A 15,315-nucleotide genomic window follows, 5' to 3' on the forward strand; every position below is an offset into this window, starting at 1 on the left:
CGAATAAGATGCAACCGCTTTAAACTCCTGGATTTCTCTTTCTCTTTCAACAATTAATCTAACCGAAACAGATTGCACACGACCTGCTGATAAGCCGCCTTTTACCTTTTTCCATAAAACCGGAGAAAGTTCATAGCCTACTAATCTATCTAAAACTCTACGCGCTTGTTGTGCATTGACTAAGTTATAATCGATTTCTCGTGGATTGTCAATAGCTTTTAAAATCGCATTTTTTGTGATTTCGTGGAAAACAATACGCTTGGTTTTGGCTTTATCTAGTTTTAATTCTTCCGCTAAGTGCCAGGAAATTGCTTCTCCTTCTCGGTCTTCATCAGAAGCTAACCAAACCATATCGGCATTTTTAGCTAAACCTTTGAGTTTCGCAACTAAAGCTTTCTTATCGCTGGAAACCTCATATTTTGGTATAAAACCATTGGCTACATCTACACCTATTTCCTTGGAAGGCAAGTCGGCAATATGCCCGTAGCTTGATTCTACCTGAAAATCACTTCCTAGAAATTTCTCGATTGTTTTTGCCTTTGCTGGTGACTCAACGATAACTAAATTCTTTGCCATATCCCGATTGTTTATGTCGGCAAAAGTATGTGATTTTTTTAAATACTAAGCTTTTGAATTTTTAAATAGTATGTTTTAACGACGATTTGTCTTTCTCGCAGGACAACATTTAAGCAATTGAGAAAAATTAAAAAGCGAGTAATCTACTCTTTGAGCGACTATTCCCTTTTTAACTTCTCCCATGGTTGAATAGTTTATTTGCTATTATTATTGCTTTTCAAAAGGCCAACTATAATTATTATAAAAATAGCTGCTCCTACAATCCATGCCCAAGGTTGTAAATACCAATCTCCACTGCCATCATCAACCTTCATATCCACATCAACTGATTTTGTTGTTGTTGTTGTTTCCTGAGCCCATGCAATAGCATTTGAAAGAAAAAATGCGGCAATAGCTAAATACTTTAGTGAGGCTTTTCTAATGTTTGTTAGTTGTTTCATCTTTTTAGTTTTAAATTAAAATTTTGTTCAAGATTTGTTTCTCAAAATTAAAGCAAGACATAAGAAAAAATGTTACATATTAAAAGTGAAATGTTACACAATTTTTATTAGGAAGAAAAATAGTATTCCTTTTCAAAAACTAAATCTAAGTTAATTCTCAACTGCCATCTTGTCACATTTTGTAATTTAGTGTTATCTTTGCCATTCTGTTTTTCGAATTCATAAACCAATCTATAAATGAGACTTTATACGCCTTTAATTTTTGTTATTCTTTTTTTGATATGGGTACTTTATAGATTGTTTATAAAAAAAGATTTGAAAAACAATAGGAATGACTTATTTGCCGGACTATTCTTTTTGGGTGTTTGGTTTGCATTATATTATTTTTTATTAGCATAAATGGAAAAGGAAATTGAGGAGCAAAAACAAGGCAGCAGTCTTGTTTTGGAACAAAAAGCCGGAAATACAAAAAAACTATTTATAGAAAGTTATGGCTGTGCGATGAATTTTTCGGACAGCGAAATCGTAGCTTCTATTATGACCAACGAAGGTTATAATACTACTACTATATTAGAAGAAGCCGATTTGGTTTTGGTAAATACTTGTTCAATCCGAGACAAAGCCGAACAAACCGTTAGAAAACGTCTGGAGAAATACAACGCTGTTAAACGCGAGGTAAATCCCAAAATGAAAGTTGGCGTTTTGGGATGTATGGCAGAACGTTTGAAAGAGAAATTTCTCGACGAAGAGAAAATCGTCGACATGGTTGTTGGTCCGGATGCTTATAAAGATTTACCCAATTTACTGAGAGAAGTCGAAGACGGCAGAGATGCTATCAATGTGATTTTATCGAAAGAAGAAACCTATGGTGATATTTCGCCGGTGCGTTTGATGAGCAATGGCGTAACTGCGCTTGTTTCTATTACACGCGGTTGTGATAATATGTGCACTTTTTGCGTAGTGCCTTTCACGCGAGGACGCGAACGTAGCCGTGAACCACAAAGCATACTGGGAGAAATCAGCGATTTATGGAATAAAGGATTTAAGGAAGTAACGCTTCTTGGTCAAAATGTCGACAGTTATCTTTGGTATGGTGGCGGTTTGAAGAAAGATTTTGAAAAAGCTACCGAAATGCAACAAGCAACAGCAGTCGATTTTGATCAATTGCTTGAAATGGTTGCGATTCAGTTTCCGAAAATGCGCATCCGGTTTTCTACATCCAATCCGCAGGATATGCACGAAAGTGTTTTGCATGTGATTGCGAAATACCCAAACATCTGCAAACATGTTCATTTACCGGTTCAAAGCGGTAGTGACCGGGTTTTAAAAGCGATGAATCGTTTACATACAAGAGCAGAATATATGGCCTTGATTGACAAAATAAAAACCATACTTCCTGAAAGTTCTATTACACAAGATATGATCGCGGGTTTCCCAACAGAGACAGAAGAGGATCATCAGGACACATTGAACTTGATGGAATATGTGAAATATAGTTTTGGCTATATGTATGCTTATTCCGAACGTCCCGGAACTTTGGCAGAACGTAAAATGAATGATGATGTTCCGGAAGAAACCAAACAAAGACGTTTACAGGAAATTGTGGACTTGCAACGCAAGCATGGTTTGGCTAGAACACAGGAATTTGTTGGCAAAACTGTAGAAGTTTTGGTAGAGAAAGTTTCTAAAAAATCAGATGAACAATTATCGGGAAGGAATTCACAAAGCTTAGTGGTTGTTTTTCCAAGAGAGAATTATAAAATCGGTGATTTTGTCAACGTGAAAATTACCAACTGTACCAGCGGAACCCTAATTGGAGAAGCGATTGGATATAGTGATATGCAAATAAACTAATTATGGAATCAGTTCAAAACATAAAACAACGATTTGAGATAATTGGGAATGACCCAAAACTCAATCGTGCAATAGAAAAAGCCATACAGGTTGCTCCTACTGATATTTCAGTGTTAGTTGTCGGTGAAAGTGGCGTTGGTAAAGAAAGTATTCCCAGAATCATTCATACGCTTTCGCATAGAAAACACGGAAAATATATCGCTGTAAATTGTGGCGCCATTCCTGAAGGAACCATTGACAGTGAGCTTTTTGGTCACGAAAAAGGTTCGTTTACAGGAGCAAACAATGCGCGTGAGGGCTATTTTGAAGTAGCTGATGGCGGAACGATTTTCCTGGATGAAGTTGGCGAATTGCCCTTGACTACCCAAGTGCGTTTGCTTCGTGTTTTAGAAAACGGCGAGTTTATAAAAGTTGGTTCATCACAAGTTCAAAAAACCAATGTTCGTATTGTTGCAGCCACCAATGTAAATTTATTTGACGCCATCGAAAAAGGAAAATTCCGCGAAGACTTATACTATCGTTTGAGCACGGTTGATATCCCATTGCCGGCATTGCGCGACAGAAAAGACGATATTCATTTATTGTTTCGGAAATTTGCTTCAGATTTTGCCCATAAATACAAAATGCCACCCGTTAAACTGAGTGATGAAGCTGTTCAGTTTTTACAAAAATATCGCTGGAGCGGAAACATTCGTCAGCTTAGAAATTTTGCAGAACAGCTTTCGGTTTTAGAAACAAATCGAGAGATTTCATTGGCAACAATTCAATCCTATCTGCCTATTGAAGGCAGCAATTTGCCTTCGGTTATTGGCGGAAAAAAAGCTGCAAATGATTTTTCTACAGAAAGAGATATTCTGTACAAAGTGCTTTTTGACATGAAAAGTGATTTGCATGATTTGAAAAAATTAACGATGGAGTTAATGCAAAACGGAAGTTCTAAAGTTCAGGAAATGAACAAGAATTTGATTCAGAAAGTATTTGGACAAAAAGAAGAAACTGCATCAAATTTTGCAGATGAACCAAGAATGAATTCGAACTCATCACCAAATGAAACAGAACAAGAGGAATTTGACGATGACGATGATACCAATTACTTAATGGCGGAAACGATTGACGAAGAAGAAGTATTGAAATTAGAACAAAAAGAAATTGAACTTATCAAGAAATCTTTGGAACGTCATAGAGGCAAAAGAAAAGCAGCTGCAGATGAGTTAGGGATCTCTGAAAGAACACTTTATCGGAAAATTAAGCAATACGACCTATAATTTTTTTATTTAAGTAAGAAGTTTTTACGTTTACGCCACCCAAATTAATATCAATACCTATGAAAAAAATTATCTTCCTTTTCGCTTTAGCCACAACATTATTTTCTTGTACTGATAATGATGATACCATTATTAACGATTCTGTTTTGCAAAAAGTTGTTTTTTACGACAATAGCTCAAACGAAAGACAATGGAATATTAGTAATGATTTATTGACAAGCATAACACTTGCTGATGGTAGTATAGCTGAAGAATTTACTTATGACACCCAAAATCGTGTTATTCTTGACACGAAATACGTGGATGGTAATGTATCCGAAGTTAATACAATCACATACAATACAGATAACACAATCAATAGTATTAACGGATTACCATATACGTTTAATGCTACTACAAGAACCTATACGTATTCTTACGGAAGCACTTTTACAATAAACTGTGTTGTGAATGAAGATATGTTAGCTGTAGATTTTATAAGAACTGGTACTGGTGCCGGAGAATATCATATGACTTATGCAGGTGGAAATATGGCTTCGTTTGAAAAGACAACCAGTAGTTCAACTGATATCCTTAAAAATTTCCACTTTGACGGAGCATATGGTGTGAATCCACTTCGTAATGCTGTTTTAGCAGTAGCAAGAGTAAAATCATTGACAGATCCAAATTTCTTTATTGATTGCCAAGCTTCAGAAGGAATGCCAAACGGTTTTGACAAAGGCTTAACTGACACAAATTATTATAATTATGGCATGGTCTTAGGTAGCGGAAATTATCAAATTGGCGTTGAAATTTTAGACAGCAGCAACAATTATGTTGATTCTTATTCTTTTGCCGCTTACTACTATCAGTAATGTCCTTCCATAATTCAAAATAAAGAATTACTTTAGCGGTCTTTAATTATTACCATGAAGTTTTTAAAATTAATTTCTATTTTCATCCTTGCCATCAGCATCAACAGCTGTTCTGTCTATAACTTTACAGGAACAGGAAAAATTGATGCAAAAACATTTCAGGTGAATTATTTTCAGAATAATGCCGAATTGATTGAACCTGGAATCGAGCGGAGATTTACTATCGAACTTCAGGAAATCATTCAGAATCAAACCAATTTGAATTTGACTAATTCCAATGGCGATTTGCTTTACGAAGGTGAAATTGTAGAATACAGAATAACTCCTATGCAGGCTACTGCCGATCAGACTGCTGCTCAAAGTAGATTGTCAATTTCGATTAATGTTCGTTTTAGCAATAAAAATAAAGAAGACGATAACTTTGAGAAACGTTTTTCATTTTACCGAGATTATGCAGGAAGCACACTTCCAACAGGCTCTGTACTGAATGGTTATATCGATGAAATTTTTGAGCGTATAACACAGGATATCTTTAATGAGTCGTTGTCCAAATGGTAATTTGACACTATGAATTTAACAGATTACACATACTTGCTAAATAAACCCGATGCTATCAATGATAGATATGCTGAGACATTGGACAATGTTCTGACTGCATTTCCTTATTTTCAAAGTGCGCGTGTATTGAAGTTAAAGCATCTGTATAATCAGGATAGTTTTAATTATAATTATGCGCTTAAAGTTTCTGCTGCGTATACCACAGATAGGAGTATTTTATTCGACTTTATCACTTCCGATTCCTTTGTTTCTGTACAAAAAGGTTTGTATGAAAAGAAACTGGAAGAGTTAATGAACATGAGCGTAATAGGAAGCGAACATATTATTGTGGAAGCCAATCAGCCGGTTGTTGATGCCTTGGAAAAGTCGATTTTAACTTCCATCAAAAAATCTACATCAACTGAAGAACAAAAGGCCGAAGAAAAATTAGCCATCGGAAAACCATTAGAGTTTTCAAAAAACGAAAAGCACTCTTTTCAGGAATGGCTGCAATTATCGCGATTAAAACCAATCGTCAGAGAAGAAAACAGCTCTTCAATTGATGATGATAAAAAGAAAAAAACAGATTTAATTGACAAATTCATCGAAAACAATCCGAAGCTAACGCCAATAGCAAAAGACGCTACAGTTCCAGTAATTGAAGTCATTTCAGAAGATACTTCCCAATTGATGACAGAGACTTTAGCCCGTGTATATTTGGAACAAAAAAAATATTCAAAAGCAATTCAGGCCTATGAAATATTAATTTTGAAATATCCGGAAAAAAGTAGTTTCTTTGCAAACCGAATTTCGGATATTAAAATTTTAGAACAAAAATAATAAATACATAATGAGCACATTTTCAATTTTTTTAGTACTTATAACAATAGTTTGTTTTCTATTGATAATAGTAATCATGGTACAAAATCCTAAAGGTGGTGGTTTATCATCTTCATTAGGTGGTTCAACTCAAATGGGTGGCGTTCAAAAAACAACCGACTTTTTAGATAAAAGTACTTGGACATTAGCAACTATATTAATCGTTTTGATTTTATTATCAAGCTTAAGTTTCTCAGGAGCCATGGGCGATTCTAATTCAAAAATCATTGACGAAAAAGACAACGTTGCGCCAAAAACAGAAACTACGACTCCAGCTAAACCAGTTGAGACTCCAACAAAATAATTCGCATTCAAAAAATATAATGCCAGCACTGACATGCTGGCATTTTTTTTAGAAAAAAGTCGCTTGGCACAATTTCTGACTAGCAATTACCAACTTTAAAATAACATAAACATATAATCATGGCATTAAATATCAAACCTCTTTCAGACAGGGTAATTATTGAACCTGCTGCCGCTGAAACTCAAACAGCATCTGGAATTATCATTCCTGATACGGCTAAAGAAAAACCACAAAAAGGAACTGTTGTAGCTGTTGGAAACGGTAAAAAAGACGAACCATTAACGGTTAAAGTTGGCGATAGTGTTCTTTATGGAAAATACGCTGGAACTGATTTGAAGTTCAATGGAAAAGATTACCTAATCATGCGTGAAGATGATATTCTTGCAATTATATAATTCAAAACAAACTAAATAAAGATGGCAAAAGATATAAAATTCGATATTGAAGCTCGCGACGGTTTAAAGCGTGGTGTTGATGCATTGGCGAATGCAGTAAAAGTAACTCTTGGACCAAAAGGTCGTAACGTAATTATTGGAAAAGCATTTGGTGGACCAACCGTTACTAAAGATGGTGTTACCGTTGCAAAAGAAATTGAATTAAAAGATCCATTAGAAAACATGGGTGCGCAAATGGTAAAGGAAGTAGCTTCAAAAACCAACGATTTAGCAGGTGACGGAACTACAACTGCAACTGTTTTGGCTCAGGCGATTGTAAAAGAAGGTTTGAAAAACGTTGCTGCCGGTGCAAATCCAATGGATTTAAAAAGAGGAATTGACAAAGCAGTTGAAGCTATTGTTGCCGATTTAGCAAAACAAGCTCAGGTTGTTGGAAGCGATTCTGAAAAAATAAAACAAATTGCTTCTATTTCGGCGAATAACGATGAAGTTATTGGTGATTTAATCGCTACCGCTTTTGGAAAAGTAGGTAAAGAAGGCGTTATCACTGTAGAAGAAGCCAAAGGAACTGATACTTATGTAGACGTTGTGGAAGGAATGCAGTTTGACAGAGGTTACCTTTCTCCTTATTTCGTTACCAATCCAGAAAAAATGGAAGTAGAATTAGAAAGACCCTACATTCTTTTATATGACAAAAAAGTATCTTCTTTAAAAGAATTATTGCCAATATTAGAACCTGTAGCACAATCAGGAAAACCATTATTGATTATTGCTGAAGATGTTGATGGTGAAGCGTTATCGACATTGGTAGTAAATAAATTGCGTGGCGCATTGAAAATTGCAGCTGTAAAAGCTCCAGGATTTGGTGACAGAAGAAAAGCAATGCTTGAAGATATTGCCATCTTAACTGGTGGAACTGTAATTGCGGAAGAAAGCGGTTATACATTAGAAAATACTACTCTAGAAATGCTTGGAACAGCTGAAAAAGTAACTATTGATAAAGACAATACAACTTTAGTAAATGGTGCTGGAACGGCTGACATGATTAAGAATCGTGTGAACCAAATCAAAGGTCAAATGGAGTCAACGACTTCTGATTATGATAAAGAAAAACTGCAGGAACGTTTGGCAAAATTAGCTGGTGGTGTTGCCGTACTTTATGTTGGTGCTGCCTCTGAAGTAGAAATGAAAGAGAAAAAAGACCGTGTTGACGATGCGCTTCACGCGACTCGTGCTGCAGTTGAAGAAGGAATTGTTGCTGGTGGTGGCGTTGCTTTATTGCGTGCCAAATCTGTATTAGAAAAAATCAAAGCTGATAACGCTGACGAAGCTACTGGAATTCAAATTGTTTCCCGTGCTGTTGAATCTCCGTTGAGAACTATTGTTGAAAACGCAGGATTGGAAGGTTCTGTTGTAGTTGCAAAAGTATCTGAAGGAAAAGCTAATTTTGGTTACAACGCCAAAACTGATGAATATGTTGACATGCTAAAAGCTGGAATCATAGATCCTAAAAAAGTAACTCGTGTAGCACTTGAAAACGCTGCTTCAGTTGCCGGAATGATATTGACTACTGAGTGTGCTTTGGTGGAAATCAAAGAAGAAAACGCTGGTGGAATGCCAATGGGCGGTGGAATGCCAGGAATGATGTAATCTCTTTTACTATAAATAAAAAAGAGGCTGGTAAATCCAGCCTCTTTTTTTTCTTTAAATTTTACTATAAATTAATAGTAGTAAAATGTTTCAGATAATGATGGACTTGGAATGAAAGTATATTTGGCACTCAATGGATAATTATTTTCGTTAAAAGCCATTTGCACCTGATAATAATCAGCTACCGTATTATAAAAATAATCCCAATTATAAGCAATATGCTCAATGCCTAACTTAAGAGCCAAATTGTTTCTTTCATTGTTTGATATTCTCAAATTCGCAGGTTTAATAGTAGGATAATAAGTGTATCCTGGATTATCGGCAGGATCTAAATCAGGGTAAATCAGCCTTACAGGTTTGCCTCCTTCAAACTCAAGGGTTCTGATATTACCAGAAGACAAAGTTTCTTCCTGATAAATAACTCCTGCACTATTTAAAGTAAAAAGCCAAACGGGAGTACTTACTGTACCATTTACATCATATCTTGTTATAGTATGACTTGAATCATTATATGTAAATGTATTTCTGTTAGTAATGGCTCCAGAACCATCATAGGAAGTGGTGACAAGTAATCTTTTATTAACATCAAATTCTTCTATCTGATTTCTGGTAACCGTATTGGAGGCATCATAAGTGGTGGATGTAACTAATTGAGGAGCGCGGACAGTTACTATTTTCCTTAAAAAAACCTGATTATTGTCAAATATAGAATCTAGAGTTTTTCGATTCTCATCATTATAATAACTAACTGTTTTGGTGTCAAAATTTGCAAATTCAGGATTGTAAGTAATGGTTTTTGCAATAACTGCTGAATCATTTATACTGTTATCATCATTATCAGTACAGGAAAAAAAATAAACCTGATGCGATTAAAATGAACGAAATGCGTAGCGTGTTTTTCATAGTATTTTTTTTTAGAAATTTAGGAGAATTTTCACAAAAACTATACCAAGAAAAAGCCTCAATTTTTGAGGCTCATTTTTTTATTCAGATTGTTTTGGTGTTTTCTTCATGAATTTAAGGAAAACCGGGAGCGTTGAAACAACAATAATTGCTATCACAATAACTTCTATGTGCTCCTTTAAATCTATGTTGAATTTTTCCAGGAACATTCCATAGAGATAGTGTCCTGAGAAAATTAAAATAAACGACCAAAGAAATGAACTTACAATATTGTAAAACATAAATTTCTTTTTATCCATGGTAACAATTCCGGCCACAATTGGAGCAAATGTTCTTACTATTGGTAAAAAACGTGCAAAGATTATAGCTTTCCCACCATATCTTTCAAAGAAATCCTTAGATTGAATCAGGTACTTTTTCTTAAACCAAAAACTATCATTTTTTTTATATAAATAATAACCACTTTTTGCTCCAAACCAATATCCAATCATATTTCCAAAAATTCCCGCTATTGCGACTAAGGTTGAAAGAAGAACAACATTAACAATGTCGCTTTTGATGAATGCAAAATTTTCAATTAAATCCCTGCTATAAATTCCAGATAAGAAAAGTAAGCTATCACCAGGCAAAAAGAAGCCCGCAAACAAACCAGTTTCTGCAAAAACAATAAATAATACAATCCACAAACCCACTTTAAAGCCACCGATTGTCATCGTGATATAGAACTCAGGATTTAATAATTGTGTCCAGTCAAAACCACTCATAGAGTAAAAATTTAAGTATATAAATCGAGCGTGAAAATACTCATTTTTTTTGGGATATTAGCTATGCAGCTATAAATCGAATGTTAATCTTTTGGTAAAAATAAGCATAAAAAAACTCCTTAATTTTTTAAGGAGTTTTAAAATTATTTTCTGTCGTATTGACAACAGCCATGAAGTTTTTGATAAACATCATCAGTCGCTTTAACTTCATCAGTATCATGGCCAATTTTCGCAACTGCCTTTTTCACATCAAGTACAGAACATTTTTCTTCATTGATAATTAAGTGCAGCATGTGATCATCAATATGCCATTCGGCGCTTTTCACACCAGGAACCGAAAATGCAGCTTTCTGAATTCGTTTTTGACATTGTTCACAATTGCCATTTACTTCAAATTCGTATTTAGCATTTTTATTTTTCTTCTCTTGTGCTTGTGTTGAAAGTGCTACAAACACTAACATCATTCCTAAAATTATATTTTTCATTTTTTTGTCTTTGCGAGCTTGCGAAGCAATCTCTTGTTATTGATTTTTGAAATTGTTATTGAAATTGAATCTATTTTATTTTAAATCGCAATCCTGCGTAATACATCTGACCAAAAACCGGCGCGTAGACTATTGACGTGTCAAAGTTAGTGCCAAAAGGATTATCTGCTCCTAAGATAGCTTTGTCCTGACGATAGTTTCCGATGTTTTCTCCGCCAACATACATTTCAAATGTACTCGAAAAAGTTCTTGTTATTTGTGCATTCATTACAGCAAATGAAGGCGAAAATTCAGGCAATTGGTCTGCTGCTGCGTTAGTTCTGGTATTAGGCAGTTGTTGTTTACCCAGCCAGTTGGTTGTGAAATCAAATTTCCATTGCCTTCCATGCTCGACTATGTGTGTTGCATATTCAATATTTGCAAAAAATCGATGCTTCGCCTGTAATGGTCTTTGATAGCTTCCCGAAAGATAATCAGTCGAAATGTCATAATATTTATAAGCCGTTCTCAGATTCAAATGTTTGATGATTTCCAAATTGAAGTCAAGCTGCAAACTGTTCGCATATGATTTCCCATTTAAGTTATAAAACAAAACCTGTTGTGGCGAATTCATCACGTCAACAACTGCTTGATTTTGAAAATCAGTTCTGTAAAAATCTATTGTTGAATCGGCATTCATTCCAAACAATTTAAAATTTTGTGTAAAACTCAGACCGTAATTCCATGCTATTTCAGGATCTAAACCATACACTTTCCCATCAGTATCCAAAACCGAAAATGTTCTTGAACTCGCAAAAAGGTTTTGGTTTTCAGCAAAAATATTAGCCGCGCGTTTGCCTCTTCCGGCAGAAAAACGTAAAACTCCTTTTTCCCAGGGATTGTATTTCACGTGCAGTCTTGGCGTAAAAAATGCGCCTAACCTATTGTGATAATCAAATCTTCCGCCAAGGATATAACTGAATTTATCTCCATTATCATAAGTATATTCAAAAAAAGCACCAACGGAATTGTCTATTCGGCTAACATCGGCAAGGTTGACAAACTCTGAGTATTTATCATAGGTAAAGTTCAATCCTGTAGCAAACTTGTTTTTCGTATTACTAATTATCGAATTTAAAATCAGGTTCGAATAATAGCTTTGCTGCTTGATATCATATTGGTTCAACCCAAAATAAGATTGCTGATTGTGATTGCTGAATGCATTCTGAAAACCGATACTTTGATACGGCATGTCTTTGAAAACATAACCTAGTTTAGAAGAAAAATCTATGCGCTCGGTATTGATTTCTGAACCCCAATAATTGGTTGTCAATCGGTCTCTGTTTGGGTCAAAATCGAGTTCACCTGTTTGTTTTTTATCATTCATATAACGAAGATTGATAAACGAAACCCAGCCTGTTTCAGCACAGGCATACTGCCAGCGGTTGACAATATTGAATTGTTTCCCCAATGGATTATCCAGAAAACCATCGTCATTCATATCGTTTTTGGAAACACGCGTATTGCCATGAACAAACAAACTTGTTGCCCAATCATCTGAAATTTTCTTATTGAAATGTGTATTCAATTCGAAACGTGAATCTGTAGAACCATAAGCATTCAGATAAAACGGAATATCTCTTAAGGGTTTGATTAACTCGGTATTTATTTGTCCGGAAATGCTTTCGAAGCCGTTAACAACGCTTCCAGCGCCTTTGGTAATCTGAATGCTTTCAACCCAGGTTCCCGGTGTAAATGACAATCCATACGCTTGAGAAGCCCCACGAACAGAAGGAATATTCTCTTCGGTAATCATGATATACGGACTTGTCAAACCCAACATTTTTATTTGTTTGGTTCCGGTCAACGCATCCGAAAAATTGACATCTATGGATGGATTGGTTTCAAAACTTTCGGCCAAATTGCAACAAGCCGCTTTGAGTAACTCATTACTCGTTACCAGCGTAGTATTTGCCGTAACTGAAATGGATTTTTTTAGTCCTTTTCTATTGGCTTCGACTTTTACTGTTTTCAAAGTATCTTTTTTGATGTCTTCTTGTGAAAAAGTAACGACAGAAACCAACAATGCAAGAAACAACATTGTATTTTTCATTTTATGCTGAATTTATTTCAGCATCTTTAAATGCTGAAATTGATTAATATAAATTCTATTTCAATTCTCTAAATTGTTGAGAATCTGAACTGAATTCAGATTAAATCAGGCGTAAAAGATATATTGACTGTACAAAAGATATAAAGGCGGCGCATGAGCATCGCAACTGTAAGTGACATTATCTCTTTGTTTGAAAATGAATTTTGAAACAAAAACTGAAGGTTTCCAGTCATTATTAATTGGGAGAAAAGCTATGTCAAATGATAACGATTTTACAATAATCTGGTCTGATTTGATTTCAGCTTTGATTACTTTATCATTGCAGCATTTGGAATCTTTCTCAACTATTCCGCAACAATCCTTCTCTGCTTTTTGGTCTGATTCAACAGTGCTTAATGTTATCGAAGCAATTTCATCATCACAATAATGTATATTGAAAGCTAACCCCAAATTGGAAACCAACAGGAAAAAAACTAAAAATATACTTATGTATTTTTTGAAAATCATTGGGCAAAGTTATGAAAAAGAAAGTCTTGTATTCTTAATGTTTTATTATTTTTTAATCTGTTTCTGATAATAAAATCCGGGAATGAAAAGCAGAATAAAGATTGGCTGAATCAAAAACCGTCTGATATAGAATAATGTCATTTTGCTTTCTTCGGCAAAAAAAGTCAAAACAAAAATGAAGCTAATCATCAGTATCGAACCCAAAACCATATATAGGAAGGCCGAGAATTTTACAATTTGAGTATCCTTAAAAATTACGTATAACAGCAATAATGAAATCACCGAATTGAGATAAAACCGCAATCCTAAGCTGAAAAATAATTTGAAAATATTGATTTGCGGAAAAGGTAAGTGAGAATATTCGTCCTTGAAATAGTTCAAAAAAGGATCATAAAACAAGGTTTCTTCGAATACTCTTATCAAAACTAAAAGCAGAATCAAGAACAATGACCACCCTATTTTTCCTTTATTTTTTATCAATTTCTGTAGCATACAACGAATATTTATTTACCCAAATTACCCATAATAAAAATACAACTCCATAAATCACCAATGGAAAAATTACTCCGTGCAACAAATGCTCATACTGCGGAAAATGATATAATGCCACACACAGAAGCGCAATCCGGCCAATGTTCAAAACATGAATCAAAATACTTCCGAAGAGTATAAAAAGCAAAGTAGTTTTGAATTTTCCGGTAAACGCAATCACAAACGATATAAATAAAATAATCACACTCAAAGCATTGCAGCCTTCAATAATCCGGGAAATATATTTGCCTTTGTAAAATAATTTTATACTTGGTTCTTTGAGATGTGGCATTGTATACGACTGCGAATCGAACCAGGACAAAACAGCTTCAGATTGATTGGCAACCAGTTGCGTAAAAGAATCAACTTCTGCATTTTTTTCATCAAAACGATTCAGATAGGTTTGATAAATGAAGGTTAAAACCAAATAGCTCAAGATAAATTTTCCAAGAAAAAGCAAAAAAGGTTTGTATTGCAGCAGCAGATTTTTCAAAAGATAATTTTTAACAAATTTATATAAAATAAAAAAAGTTCAGTCGTTACATTTGCATAAAAAATTGAAAATGACTTTCGAAAGCTTAAAACCTGAAGTAATTGCCATTCTTTCTGAAGCAAATGCTGAAAGAGACGCGAAACTTAAAAACCTTTGTCAATTCTTATCCGACAATGTTTCTTATTACAACTGGGTTGGATTTTATTTTGCCAATCACGAAAACAAAACCCTGCATCTTGGACCGTACGTTGGTGCTGAAACAGACCATACTATAATTCCATTCGGAAAAGGAATTTGTGGGCAAGTGGCGGAATCCAATGCAAATTTCGTTGTTCCCGATGTTGCTGCTCAGGATAATTATATTGCCTGCAGCTTTACCGTTAAGTCTGAAATAGTTGTTCCGCTTTTTGTTGACGGAATAAATATTGGGCAAATAGACATCGACAGTCATGTCATTGATCCGTTCACAGAAGCTGACGAACGCTTTTTAGAATTTGTAAATCAGGAAGTTGCCAAACTTTTTTAAGTTAAGACAATCATTTTATTTGCCTAATCGAAAAAGAAGATTATCTTTGCACACGAATTAAGAAAATCTTGATTCATACATAATAATCATTTAAATAAATATTGGAATGTATCTAAGTAAAGACACAAAAGCTGAAATCTTCGCTAAACACGGAGGAAAAGCAGAAAACACAGGATCTGCAGAAGGGCAAATCGCATTGTTCACATTTAGAATCTCTCACTTAACTGAGCACTTGAAAAAAAATCGTCACGATTACAACA

General features: G+C 34.8%; 19 protein-coding genes. 10 read left to right on the forward strand and 9 right to left on the reverse strand.

Annotation, left to right across the window (positions count from 1 at the left end; translation table 11 throughout):
• Together ABIQ27_RS08255 and ABIQ27_RS08260 are read right to left on the reverse strand one after the other, a co-directional pair.
• Window positions 1–576 (reverse strand): DNA topoisomerase (locus ABIQ27_RS08255; RefSeq protein WP_348033404.1); only part of this gene is annotated, 576 nt, incomplete at its 3' end.
• A gap of 194 nt (window positions 577–770) precedes the next feature.
• Window positions 771–1,016: a hypothetical protein gene (locus ABIQ27_RS08260; RefSeq protein ID WP_348033405.1), complete on the reverse strand. Its 246-nt coding sequence runs from the start codon at window positions 1,014–1,016 to the stop codon at window positions 771–773.
• A gap of 399 nt (window positions 1,017–1,415) precedes the next feature.
• On the opposite strand from ABIQ27_RS08260, the gene miaB reads away from it, so the two are divergent.
• The 8 genes from miaB (at window position 1,416) to groL (ending at window position 8,754) form a co-directional block, all read left to right on the forward strand.
• A complete protein-coding gene (gene miaB / locus ABIQ27_RS08265; protein WP_348033406.1) occupies window positions 1,416–2,870 on the forward strand; it encodes a tRNA (N6-isopentenyl adenosine(37)-C2)-methylthiotransferase MiaB in 1,455 nt (484 codons plus the stop codon).
• 2 nt (window positions 2,871–2,872) lie between these two features.
• The gene (locus ABIQ27_RS08270) at window positions 2,873–4,135 is read left to right on the forward strand and encodes a sigma-54 dependent transcriptional regulator (protein ID WP_348033407.1); all 1,263 of its coding nucleotides are present in this window, start codon (window positions 2,873–2,875) and stop codon (window positions 4,133–4,135) included.
• Window positions 4,136–4,194: 59 nt separating this feature from the next.
• Window positions 4,195–4,989 carry a hypothetical protein gene (locus ABIQ27_RS08275; RefSeq protein ID WP_348033408.1) on the forward strand — a complete coding sequence of 265 codons (795 nt, stop codon included), beginning with the start codon at window positions 4,195–4,197 and terminating at the stop codon, window positions 4,987–4,989.
• Window positions 4,990–5,043: 54 nt separating this feature from the next.
• A complete protein-coding gene (locus tag ABIQ27_RS08280) occupies window positions 5,044–5,547 on the forward strand; it encodes an LptE family protein (RefSeq protein ID WP_348033409.1) in 504 nt (167 codons plus the stop codon).
• A gap of 9 nt (window positions 5,548–5,556) precedes the next feature.
• The gene (locus ABIQ27_RS08285; RefSeq protein WP_348033410.1) at window positions 5,557–6,366 is read left to right on the forward strand and encodes a tetratricopeptide repeat protein; all 810 of its coding nucleotides are present in this window, start codon (window positions 5,557–5,559) and stop codon (window positions 6,364–6,366) included.
• Between the two features lie 10 nt (window positions 6,367–6,376).
• Complete coding sequence (secG, locus tag ABIQ27_RS08290) at window positions 6,377–6,709, forward strand: preprotein translocase subunit SecG (RefSeq protein ID WP_348033411.1); 333 nt, start codon at window positions 6,377–6,379, stop codon at window positions 6,707–6,709.
• Between the two features lie 119 nt (window positions 6,710–6,828).
• Window positions 6,829–7,104 (forward strand): co-chaperone GroES, encoded by a 276-nt coding sequence (locus ABIQ27_RS08295; protein WP_348033412.1) that lies wholly within the window; start codon window positions 6,829–6,831, stop codon window positions 7,102–7,104.
• Window positions 7,105–7,125: 21 nt separating this feature from the next.
• The gene (groL, locus tag ABIQ27_RS08300; protein WP_348033413.1) at window positions 7,126–8,754 is read left to right on the forward strand and encodes a chaperonin GroEL; all 1,629 of its coding nucleotides are present in this window, start codon (window positions 7,126–7,128) and stop codon (window positions 8,752–8,754) included.
• A gap of 71 nt (window positions 8,755–8,825) precedes the next feature.
• Here the strand turns inward: groL and ABIQ27_RS08305 are convergent, their stop codons facing one another.
• The 7 genes from ABIQ27_RS08305 to xrtF form a co-directional block, all read right to left on the reverse strand.
• Window positions 8,826–9,155: a hypothetical protein gene (locus ABIQ27_RS08305; protein ID WP_348033414.1), complete on the reverse strand. Its 330-nt coding sequence runs from the start codon at window positions 9,153–9,155 to the stop codon at window positions 8,826–8,828.
• Between the two features lie 582 nt (window positions 9,156–9,737).
• A complete protein-coding gene (locus ABIQ27_RS08310; protein WP_348033415.1) occupies window positions 9,738–10,421 on the reverse strand; it encodes a VTT domain-containing protein in 684 nt (227 codons plus the stop codon).
• A gap of 143 nt (window positions 10,422–10,564) precedes the next feature.
• Window positions 10,565–10,906 carry a metal transporter gene (locus ABIQ27_RS08315; protein ID WP_348033416.1) on the reverse strand — a complete coding sequence of 114 codons (342 nt, stop codon included), beginning with the start codon at window positions 10,904–10,906 and terminating at the stop codon, window positions 10,565–10,567.
• 70 nt (window positions 10,907–10,976) lie between these two features.
• Complete coding sequence (locus tag ABIQ27_RS08320) at window positions 10,977–12,998, reverse strand: TonB-dependent receptor (protein ID WP_348033417.1); 2,022 nt, start codon at window positions 12,996–12,998, stop codon at window positions 10,977–10,979.
• A 105-nt stretch (window positions 12,999–13,103) separates the two neighbouring features.
• Window positions 13,104–13,505: a hypothetical protein gene (locus ABIQ27_RS08325; RefSeq protein ID WP_348033418.1), complete on the reverse strand. Its 402-nt coding sequence runs from the start codon at window positions 13,503–13,505 to the stop codon at window positions 13,104–13,106.
• A gap of 45 nt (window positions 13,506–13,550) precedes the next feature.
• Complete coding sequence (locus tag ABIQ27_RS08330; RefSeq protein ID WP_348033419.1) at window positions 13,551–13,997, reverse strand: exosortase F system-associated protein; 447 nt, start codon at window positions 13,995–13,997, stop codon at window positions 13,551–13,553.
• The gene (gene xrtF / locus ABIQ27_RS08335; protein ID WP_348033420.1) at window positions 13,972–14,529 is read right to left on the reverse strand and encodes an exosortase family protein XrtF; all 558 of its coding nucleotides are present in this window, start codon (window positions 14,527–14,529) and stop codon (window positions 13,972–13,974) included. Before xrtF ends, ABIQ27_RS08330 begins: the two co-directional genes overlap by 26 nt.
• A gap of 70 nt (window positions 14,530–14,599) precedes the next feature.
• On the opposite strand from xrtF, the gene ABIQ27_RS08340 reads away from it, so the two are divergent.
• A complete protein-coding gene (locus tag ABIQ27_RS08340) occupies window positions 14,600–15,055 on the forward strand; it encodes a GAF domain-containing protein (RefSeq protein ID WP_348033421.1) in 456 nt (151 codons plus the stop codon).
• A 106-nt stretch (window positions 15,056–15,161) separates the two neighbouring features.
• Window positions 15,162–15,315: 30S ribosomal protein S15 (locus ABIQ27_RS08345; RefSeq protein WP_348033422.1), on the forward strand; the 154-nt coding region annotated here is incomplete at its 3' end.

Origin of the sequence: Flavobacterium sp., assembly GCF_039916025.1 — a bacterium.
In the GTDB taxonomy this organism is placed as follows: domain Bacteria; phylum Bacteroidota; class Bacteroidia; order Flavobacteriales; family Flavobacteriaceae; genus Flavobacterium.

Bases quoted from the DNA above. Each gene is read 5' to 3' on its own strand.
- ABIQ27_RS08275 (WP_348033408.1), top strand. From the start codon at position 4,195: ATGAAAAAAATTATCTTCCTTTTCGCTTTAGCCACAACATTATTTTCT.
- ABIQ27_RS08260 (WP_348033405.1), bottom strand. From the start codon at position 1,016: ATGAAACAACTAACAAACATTAGAAAAGCCTCACTAAAGTATTTAGCT.
- secG (WP_348033411.1), top strand. From the start codon at position 6,377: ATGAGCACATTTTCAATTTTTTTAGTACTTATAACAATAGTTTGTTTT.
- ABIQ27_RS08340 (WP_348033421.1), top strand. From the start codon at position 14,600: ATGACTTTCGAAAGCTTAAAACCTGAAGTAATTGCCATTCTTTCTGAA.
- ABIQ27_RS08280 (WP_348033409.1), top strand. From the start codon at position 5,044: ATGAAGTTTTTAAAATTAATTTCTATTTTCATCCTTGCCATCAGCATC.
- ABIQ27_RS08320 (WP_348033417.1), bottom strand. From the start codon at position 12,998: ATGAAAAATACAATGTTGTTTCTTGCATTGTTGGTTTCTGTCGTTACT.
- ABIQ27_RS08330 (WP_348033419.1), bottom strand. From the start codon at position 13,997: ATGCTACAGAAATTGATAAAAAATAAAGGAAAAATAGGGTGGTCATTG.
- groL (WP_348033413.1), top strand. From the start codon at position 7,126: ATGGCAAAAGATATAAAATTCGATATTGAAGCTCGCGACGGTTTAAAG.
- ABIQ27_RS08270 (WP_348033407.1), top strand. From the start codon at position 2,873: ATGGAATCAGTTCAAAACATAAAACAACGATTTGAGATAATTGGGAAT.
- miaB (WP_348033406.1), top strand. From the start codon at position 1,416: ATGGAAAAGGAAATTGAGGAGCAAAAACAAGGCAGCAGTCTTGTTTTG.
- ABIQ27_RS08295 (WP_348033412.1), top strand. From the start codon at position 6,829: ATGGCATTAAATATCAAACCTCTTTCAGACAGGGTAATTATTGAACCT.
- ABIQ27_RS08325 (WP_348033418.1), bottom strand. From the start codon at position 13,505: ATGATTTTCAAAAAATACATAAGTATATTTTTAGTTTTTTTCCTGTTG.
- ABIQ27_RS08310 (WP_348033415.1), bottom strand. From the start codon at position 10,421: ATGAGTGGTTTTGACTGGACACAATTATTAAATCCTGAGTTCTATATC.
- ABIQ27_RS08315 (WP_348033416.1), bottom strand. From the start codon at position 10,906: ATGAAAAATATAATTTTAGGAATGATGTTAGTGTTTGTAGCACTTTCA.
- ABIQ27_RS08285 (WP_348033410.1), top strand. From the start codon at position 5,557: ATGAATTTAACAGATTACACATACTTGCTAAATAAACCCGATGCTATC.